The sequence below is a fragment of the Xenorhabdus sp. IM139775 genome (genome assembly GCF_028598745.1).
GTDB lineage: Bacteria > Pseudomonadota > Gammaproteobacteria > Enterobacterales > Enterobacteriaceae > Xenorhabdus.
This window is the reverse complement of sequence record NZ_JAQRFK010000025.1, coordinates 35,743-44,583: the sequence shown is the minus strand read 5'-3', so window position 1 is coordinate 44,583 and position 8,841 is coordinate 35,743. Positions and strand designations below refer to the sequence as shown.

At 42.0% G+C, this 8,841-nt stretch carries 8 protein-coding genes and 1 pseudogene; 3 read left to right on the top strand and 6 right to left on the bottom strand.

The features are described from left to right. Positions 1 to 309 (bottom strand): transposase (locus PSI17_RS07760; RefSeq protein ID WP_273551426.1); only part of this gene is annotated, 309 nt, incomplete at its 3' end. 257 nt (positions 310 to 566) lie between these two features. Between PSI17_RS07760 and PSI17_RS07755 the strand changes: the two genes are divergently transcribed. Further along, positions 567 to 1,907, top strand: coding sequence for an MATE family efflux transporter (locus PSI17_RS07755; protein WP_273551425.1), 1,341 nt, complete (start codon positions 567 to 569; stop codon positions 1,905 to 1,907). A gap of 98 nt (positions 1,908 to 2,005) precedes the next feature. Here the strand turns inward: PSI17_RS07755 and PSI17_RS07750 are convergent, their stop codons facing one another. The 3 genes from PSI17_RS07750 to PSI17_RS07740 all read right to left on the bottom strand — a co-directional run bounded on the left by PSI17_RS07750 (position 2,006) and on the right by PSI17_RS07740 (position 3,765). Continuing rightward, entirely contained in the window at positions 2,006 to 2,668 is a 663-nt protein-coding gene (locus tag PSI17_RS07750; protein ID WP_273551424.1) for a DUF799 domain-containing protein, read from the bottom strand. Next, a complete protein-coding gene (locus PSI17_RS07745) occupies positions 2,668 to 3,024 on the bottom strand; it encodes a DUF4810 domain-containing protein (RefSeq protein ID WP_273551423.1) in 357 nt (118 codons plus the stop codon). The genes PSI17_RS07750 and PSI17_RS07745 overlap by 1 nt, the downstream gene beginning before the upstream one ends. Before the next feature lie 69 nt (positions 3,025 to 3,093). Beyond that, positions 3,094 to 3,765, bottom strand: coding sequence for a CsgG/HfaB family protein (locus PSI17_RS07740; protein ID WP_273551422.1), 672 nt, complete (start codon positions 3,763 to 3,765; stop codon positions 3,094 to 3,096). Between the two features lie 774 nt (positions 3,766 to 4,539). On the opposite strand from PSI17_RS07740, the gene PSI17_RS07735 reads away from it, so the two are divergent. Continuing rightward, positions 4,540 to 5,865: a hypothetical protein gene (locus tag PSI17_RS07735; protein WP_273551421.1), complete on the top strand. Its 1,326-nt coding sequence runs from the start codon at positions 4,540 to 4,542 to the stop codon at positions 5,863 to 5,865. An 824-nt stretch (positions 5,866 to 6,689) separates the two neighbouring features. Continuing rightward, positions 6,690 to 7,256 (top strand): annotated as a pseudogene (locus tag PSI17_RS07730) (tyrosine-type DNA invertase); the annotation flags it as partial. Positions 7,257 to 7,613: 357 nt separating this feature from the next. Here the strand turns inward: PSI17_RS07730 and yjiA are convergent. Beyond that, positions 7,614 to 8,570 (bottom strand): GTPase, encoded by a 957-nt coding sequence (gene yjiA, locus PSI17_RS07725; protein WP_273551420.1) that lies wholly within the window; start codon positions 8,568 to 8,570, stop codon positions 7,614 to 7,616. Between the two features lie 11 nt (positions 8,571 to 8,581). Further along, entirely contained in the window at positions 8,582 to 8,785 is a 204-nt protein-coding gene (locus tag PSI17_RS07720) for a YbdD/YjiX family protein (protein WP_047962587.1), read from the bottom strand. Positions 8,786 to 8,841: the final 56 nt, after the last annotated feature.

Sequence of the window (8,841 nt, the reverse complement as noted above, 5' to 3'; positions counted from 1 at the left end):
AATCTTTTGCTCAATCTCGTTTGAGAGCGTGGTCTGGTGCTTCTTCACCAGTTGGGGTTCAAAAGTGCCATTACGATCCCGTGGCGTAGCCAGTTCAAAGTGACCAGTCGGAGTCTTGATGGTCTTTTTGGTGGAACCATTCCGCCGGTTGACCTCGATATCCTGAGCCAGATAGGAGTCAAGTTCAGCGGCTAAAGCAGCTTCCGTTAGCTGCTTGATGAGTGGGGTCAGGATGCCATCTTTACCTGTCATAGCCTGACCTGCCTGAAGTGCTTTCAGGGCTTTATCGAAATCGAAGGGTTGAGTCATTTGTCATTCCTTTTTGGTTCATATTACTGGAATGACACAGAATTTCTAACACTCCCGCTGAAAATGCTAAAGCGACCAAAAGCAGAGATCCGCAGGCATTTTCCCCCAACCAAATCCCCCAGCAAACCAACGGCATAAATCACCGACTCTGTCTATCAACTCACCAATAAACCTTGTAAAATCATCTATGCTTTTTTCTGGGGATGTCATACCGCAAAAAGACCATTCATCTCACTTCTAATAAATAGGTTTTACTAATGCATCAGTCTGATGTTGTTGATCGTTCTCTTTTTTCATTAAGCTGGCCGATTTTCATTGATATCTTTCTGCATATGGCGACGTTATTAATTAACACGTATATGGTCAGCCATATTTCTTCTGCTTATCTCGCCGCAATGGGAGTGGGTAATCATGTTTTTGATCTCTTTATTACCATTTTTAACTTTATCAGCGTAGGTTGTAGTGTTGTCATCGCTCAATATTTAGGCTCAGGAAAACGTGAGAAAGCCAGTCAGGCGATTCATATTTCCATTGCCTTTAATTCTGTGCTGGGTGTGAGTTGTGCGCTGATCACGGTGTTCTTCGGTTATAAGATCCTGCATCTCATGAACCTGCCCGAAAATCTGATGGCGGATGGGTTCGCTTATCTGCATGTACTGGGTATCTGTCTGATACCCGAAGCCATTTCGATTATTCTGGCGACCTGTCTGCGGGTCTATGGGAAATCGAAATCGGCCATGTATGTGACGCTGATTGCCAACTTGCTCACGATTGTCGGCAATATGATCGTGCTGTATGGGTTCTTTGGGCTGCCCCAATATGGGTTGGAAGGCGTGGCGTGGTCTACGGTATTTGGGCGTATCGTTGCCGTTGTTTTGCTCTGTGGATTGCTGTTCTGTGGTTTGAAGATCAAGCTAGAGCCTAAATTGCTCATCAACTGGTCTAAGAGTATGTTGAGCAAAATCCTGCATGTCGGTTTACCCGCTGCTGGTGAAAATTTGGTGTGGATCCTGCAATATATGACCGCGCAAGCGTTTATCGGCCTGATGGGGGAAACGTCTCTGGCGGCGCAAACACTGTACTTCCAGCTATCTCTGTTCATTATGCTGTTTGGTATCTCCACCAGCATTGGTAATGAAATTATGGTGGGTCACCTTGTCGGGGCAAAACGCTTTGAAGACGCCTATCTTCGGGGGCTGAAAAGCCTGCGGATTGGTGTCATTGTCACGGTAGGTGTCGTCCTGACGTTCTGGATGTTCAGGGAATCACTCCTCAATTTCATGACAGAAGATCAGAAGATTATTGAAATTCTGTTGCCACTGTTCCTGCTTTCGGTCTTTTTGGAACCCGGACGTTCTTTCAACATTGTCATGGTCAATGCGCTGCGTGCTTCTGGTGATGCGCGTTTTCCACTCTATACGGCACTGATTTTCATGTGGGGCGTTTCCATTCCCGTCGGTTATTTTCTGGGGATCACGATGGGCATGGGGATCCTGGGGATCTGGATAGGGTTTTTCTGCGATGAGTGGATCCGTGGGTTAGTGAATGCCTGGCGTTGGAAATCCAGAAGATGGCAAACCAAGCGCTTAGATATCTGATTAAAAATCACTGCAAAACAAAAATAGTACAAAAAATGCCGCAGATCTGTCTGCGGCATTTTTATTGCATTTATTTTACTGACTTCAAGCAAATCTTATCATTTTTCTTTGCCATAAAACGCTGAACGTGGGCCATACAGCAAGTGGCCATATCCATACCCACCCGCACTCAGCAAGCGATGACTGGTAATGCCTGCAATGTCATGACCTCTGTCCATCACCGTATTTGCGATCTGGGAAATGGCTGCCGATACCAACATGCCGATCAATCCCCCGCTGGAGTAATTGTCATTTTCGGTGGAAGAAGCTGTCGCGACACCACTCCACAGTTGCTTACCCGTGCGCAAATCTACCAGACGGGCTGTCGCACTGACGCGGGTATCACTGTTAATAATTTGGTATTGCGTACCGTATTGTGTGATATTCAGGTAAAGGGCAGAATCTGCACCAAATATGTCATACAGCTTTTGGTAGCTGATATTGTGGATATCCTGTGCTTCTGTGACACCATTCTGACGGAAGGTTTCTTCAACCACCGCAACCGGATAAACATAATAGCCGGATTCTGCCAGTGGGTAAGTCACTTGAGACAGAAAGCTGCCAGAAGCCTGCACTTCCACCGATTTATTGATGGCAGGCAAAACCAAAATGGATTTCGGTTTACTCTCTCTCAATGCTGAATAATCATACGGTTTATGGTTGGCACACCCTGTCAGGATCAGCAATAATAAGGCACCCATCGCCCCCAGAAAACGCGTCATTATTTCACTCCCTTATTTTTGCTTAGCAGAAAATCCATGTAAGGTGCTGATTCAGGAAATAAGTTTTTCTCTATCTCAAACTGCTGGAAAGCATCCTCAATATTGCCCGTTTTGCTGTAAAGCAACCCCATTTGCGCATGCAAACCCGGCGGAACAGGTTTATCTTTGGCCTTGGCTTGCTCGATAACTTTTTGCAATGCTTGAAGCTGTTCCTGTGGCCCCGTTTTATCCTGCTGGTAATATTGATACAGGGTTGATTGATAATTACCCCATTCATATAGGGGCTTAGGGGCTTGTACACATCCCGCCAATAATAGTGCGCCCAGCAACATCCCGGTCTTTTTTATCAAAAACATACAACAATTTTCCCTAAAAATATTTCACCAAATTAATATTTAACAAGTTGATTATATTTAAAAAAGTGATTAGTTAGTTGGCTTCCATGCACCATTATCAATACCGGCGACCAGATCATTAATGGCTTCACGGATTGCCAGATCCAACACCTTACCATTCAGAGTGGAGTCATAGCTGGAAGTACCGCCAAAGCCAATGATTTCACGGCTGGAAAGTTTATATTCTCCCGCCCCTGCGGAGGAGAAAACCACTTCAGAAGTTTCCACATTGACAACATTCAGCATCACTTTTGCATAGGCAACTTGTGACTTACCGCGTCCCAAAATGCCCCATAGCTGGTGATCGCCCACTTCTTTGCGGCCAAATTCAGTCACTGAACCCGTGATAATGTAATTAGCCCCTTTCAATTTCTGAGCCTTGCCTTGTAAACCCGCTTCCATTTTCAGCTCGGACAAGTTGGTGCGTTCCAATACGTTAAAACGACCTGTTTGCTGTAAATGCGTGACAAGGATGGTTTTTGATTGGTTGCCTAAACGGTCAATGCCGTCAGAGAAAATGCCATTTTGGTAGCTTGAACGGTTTTCGAATTTACCCACCGCAATCGGGCTGCGAATACCGGCATAGGTCGTTTTATAAGAGGTGACTTTTTGTACTGGAAGTGTTGATGAAGATTCCGTTGCACAACCGGCCAGCATGAGAGAAGCCAGACAAAGTGAAGTTAATGTGAGTTTGCTTTTCATTATTACATCTTCCTGAATGATTGTTAGAATAAACCTGTTCGATTTTTTATTCAGCGAATTCCGCTAACCTAAAAACGGAAGAATAATAAGTATTATTATAGTAAAAGTCCATTTAATTAGAAAATAGCGCCTAATCGAAACCAAGTAACAAATTGATTTTTAAGTATTAAATATAATTCATCAGGTGATTGCATGATCACTTAATTTCACCATGGTTACTAATCAAAAAATAAAGGAAAGAATGTTATTCCCTTTCCGTTTTATTATCGGCAAATAAAATAAACCCAATAAAACGCCACTTATTCTTAATAAAAATAAATCTGATCTTATTGCCATATATTATGTTACCTGAGGGCGTCTGGTACTTTATCATCAGCATACTGAATGATCGATAAGCAGAGATTAAGGCATGTACCGCCCTATTTCACCAATAAAAAATGCTAGATTAACCTACTGAAATACATCATAATATTGACAATAAAAAAGGATTTAATCCTGACAGGGTGTTTTGAACAGAGACAAATGTGATAAAAACGTCATAAAGCATACCACCTCTTTTTCTGGCTGTTTCAATTGTTAATATCACAAATACTCACAATACCTTCGCATTGAAAATAAATAACGTTATTTATCAAAATGATAAAAATAACTTCTTTTTTGCGTAATTTACCTTTGCGATTTCTTCTTTATGAAGAGGTTGTTCTCCCAAAAGCCGTATCAGATGGCATGTTTAGGCACCAAATTACAGCACCAAAGATCTCAACGAGAACTATTATGAAAACAACAACAAAAAACAGTGATGCCACGTCACGGTTATCTTCGTCGGCCAAACGCGCCAATATGACGGAAGCAGAATGGAAAAAAGCCATAAAATTTGACCATCGTGATACCGGTTGGGTCATTATGAGTATTGGCATGGCAATCGGGGCCGGCATTGTTTTCTTGCCTGTTCAGGTTGGATTGATGGGATTGTGGGTTTTCCTGCTCTCTTCCATTATCGGTTATCCCGCCATGTATCTTTTTCAGCGGCTCTTCATCAATACCCTTGCAGAGTCGCCCGAATGTAAAGATTATCCCAGTATCATCAGTGGCTATCTGGGTAAAAATTGGGGCATCCTGCTCGGCGTGCTCTATTTCATTATGCTGGTGATTTGGATGTTTGTTTATTCCACCGCGATAACCAATGATAGCGCTTCTTACCTGCAAACATTTGGCATCACCGACGAACTCATGTCGAAAAATCCACTTTATGGGTTGGTGTTAATTTGTGTATTAGTCGCTATTTCTTCCCGTAGTGAACAATTACTGTTCAAAATATCCAGCCTGATGGTCATGACAAAGTTATTTGTGATCGCGGCATTAGGGTTTTCCATGATCGGCATGTGGCACCTTTACAATATCGGCGCATTGCCTCCCTTCGGCCTATTGATCAAACAGGCCGTTATCACGTTGCCTTTTACACTTACTTCTATCCTGTTTATCCAAACACTAAGCCCGATGGTGATCTCTTACCGCAATCGTGAGAAAAACCGTGAAGTTGCCCGTCACAAAGCACAACGCGCCATGAATATGGCTTTTGCTGTGCTGTTTTGTACGGTATTTTTCTATGCTATCTCTTTTACACTGGCGATGGGACATGATGAAGCCCTCAAAGCCTATGAACAGAATATTTCGGCACTGGCGATTGCCGCTCAGTTCTTTCCCGGCGGTTGGGTGGTTATTATCAGTATCATGCTCAACGTTTTTGCCGTGATGACGGCCTTTTTTGGTGTCTACCTTGGATTCCGCGAAGCCAGCCAGGGCATTGTGATGAATGTTCTTGGCCGTCTGATGCCTGTCGAAAAGATCAACGAAAAGTGGGTGCAAAAAGGTATCATGGTTTTCGCCATCTTATTGGCATGGAGCGCGATTATCCTGAATGCGCCCGTATTAAGCTTTACTTCTCTCTGTAGCCCAATATTTGGCATCGTTGGCTGCCTCATTCCTGCTTATTTGGTCTACAAGGTTCCCGGTTTGCACCATTACAAAGGCGCCTCGCTCATCTTGATCATCTTTACCGGGATCTTGCTATGCGTTTCCCCTTTTCTGGCTTTTACCTAAATAGCAGATAAGGCCAAAAAAATTCTTTTTGCAGTTTTTTTGGCCTCAACCAAATCATATTCCGCAACTCTTATTTATTAAATAATCATTTTAATGATGCTACGATATTTAATTAATCATGAAAAATATCTATTTAATTAAATTTTACAAATTGAATAAAAAACGGTGACTTCCTTCACGCCGAATAACACATAGTAACAACTTGAAGTTATAACTTACGTTACTAAATTGGCGGAAATCCTTCCAGAAACTTGATGCTATTTTAAGCACCCTCGTAGCCCTCCCCCCCAAAATTGTTTGTTTTTCATCCAAATCACATGGCAAATCAGAATAAAAACCCAGTGAAAAATTCAAATATAAAATTTTATTTCAAAAGCACTGAGTAAAAGGTAATTTTTAATCATTCATAAGGCATTATCTAAACAACTTAGATAAATCATTTACTTTTTCTACTAAATGCAGTAAAAATACAAACTTAATACACTAAAAAGGAAATTTTAAAAGAATAAAAAACCAAAAAATACACCACTCCAATGATTAGTTGTAAAGTTCAATAGAACTGTCTTTATGTATGGAATTCTATTTATGATTGCCTCATTCTGTATATCAGAACCACATAGCACGTATTTATACGATTTCAATTAGTATTTTCATTAAGAATAAGACGAAAAGACGGCGCAAATTTTTTATTTGCGGTATTCCAATTAAATTAATCTGGTATTTTTCCAATCATGTTTAAAAAACATTAATGTTTTGTTGTATTCGATTGGCTTAACTACCTTGCTATTCACAATTCATCTCTCTGATTTCATAGGAATGATAATTTCATGAAACAACGTAAGTTTTTAACCCGATACGAAATAGACGCAATCTTGGCAGCAACAAAACAAGGGCGTCACGCAGAGCGGGATTACTGCATGCTATTAATGTGTTTTATTCATGGTTTTAGGGTAAGTGAGCTATGTAATCTATGCCTGTCTGATCTCGATTTAAATTCAGCAATTATTCACATCAGGCGGTTAAAGGGTGGTCTTTCAACCACACATCCTTTAATCCCAGAGGAAATTGAAGCATTGAAAAAATGGTTGGATATTCGTCAAAAATGGCGGGAAGCCGATTCTCCGTGGGTATTTCTCTCTCAAAAATCAGGCCCTGTTTCACGGCAACAAGTTTACGGGTTATTGAAACGTTATGGAAAGCAGGCTGCTGTCAGTGTTTCTCCGCATCCGCATATGTTAAGGCACGCGTGTGGTTATGCATTAGCCGACCTCGGTCGTGATACCCGTTTGATTCAAGATTATCTCGGGCACCGCAATATTTCACATACTGTCATTTATACCGCCAGTAATGTGAAACGTTTCTCCAGAATCTGGGAATCTCCCGCTAAATAACGGGGTTGTTTTTTCTGCTGTTTTCACTAACATAACCTGTTATTGCAACAATCTCCACGCATGAGTTTGTGGAGATTGCCGGTAGATAAAATAGACCACATTATCCTCTAAAATAGATTGCTCTTTTATACGCATGACAAATCCGACTTGTGAATGAATTTTGTTTTTAGTGTTTTTTATTTGTTAATTCGCTAATTAATGCTTTACAGAAAATTAAGTTTAATAGGTGAATGTATAAAATAAATTTCTATTTAAACTTGAGCAGCGAATTTATATTAAACAATTTCACTGCTCAATAAGAAATAAAAAATAAACGATTAAAATTCCACAGAAAATGATTATTCAAACAACGATGCGTCAAACCAATGCGGCAAATTTTTCACGGATTTGCTGTTCCGGCAGATCGATACCAATGAAAACCAGCACACTTTCACGGGATTCATCATCGCGCCATTCTCTGTCCCAATCCGCACTATACAGGCACTGAACCCCCTGAAACAGCAATCGGCGTGACGCCTCTTTAATCGCAAGAATGCCTTTGTAACGCAGGAGGTTATCCGCGAAACTCAGCAATAGCTCTTCCATCAGGTCAGAAACGGCTGACAGTTCAACCGGATACGATAAGTTAACGACAATCGACTGAACCGAGTTTGGTTGTTTCGGCATAAACCGAAATACAGGCGTCGAAACCGCCAGTGTGTCATTCAACATAAAACCGTCGATATCGAACAGTAAGCCTAAATCAGCCCCGCCCTGAATGACGTGACAAACAGGGGCTCTGGCATTGATTCGCTGCAAGCGTTCAACTAAGGCATCATGAGCAGGTGCAATATCGGTTTTGGTTAAAAGAATTCTGTCTGCATAGCCCACTTGTGCCTGAGCAATGGAGAAACGATCTAACTGTTGTTCCCCATGGACAGCATCCACCAGCGTAATAATGCCATCGAGTAAAAAACGCTGACACAACGTTTCATGGGAAAAGAAAGTCTGCGTGATCGGGCCGGGATCAGCCATGCCTGTGCACTCGATAATCAGGCGGTCAAAGCTGATCTGCCCTTTATCCATGCTGTCCAGCAAGTCCAATAACGCCTCTTCCAGTTCATTCGCACGACTACAGCAGATACATCCGTTACTTAATGTCTTAATCTGGGTGGCGCGCTCACCAATCAATTCATTATCAATCGGCACTTCACCAAATTCATTTTCAATGACGGCTATTTTATAACCATGATTGGCATTGAGGATATGACGCAGCAGCGTCGTTTTGCCTGATCCCAAAAAACCGGTCAGGATCGTGACGGATATTGATTGCATTTTTATTTCCTCTAACAGCAGCGCATGCCACCTTTGCCATCGCCACCATAGCGAGCATTTTGACGTTCGCGAAAAAATTCTTCATAAGTCATGTAAGGCTTATCCGGGTGGTTTTCCTTCATGTGCTGTACATAGGTGTCATAGTCAGGCACGCCGACCAACATGCGGGCTGCCTGCCCCAGATATTTGCCTGCCCGACCAAGGTTACCAAACATAAATTGTTCTCCAAGGCTTGTCCTATAAGGAATGACCCGCCAAAAAAATACCCCAC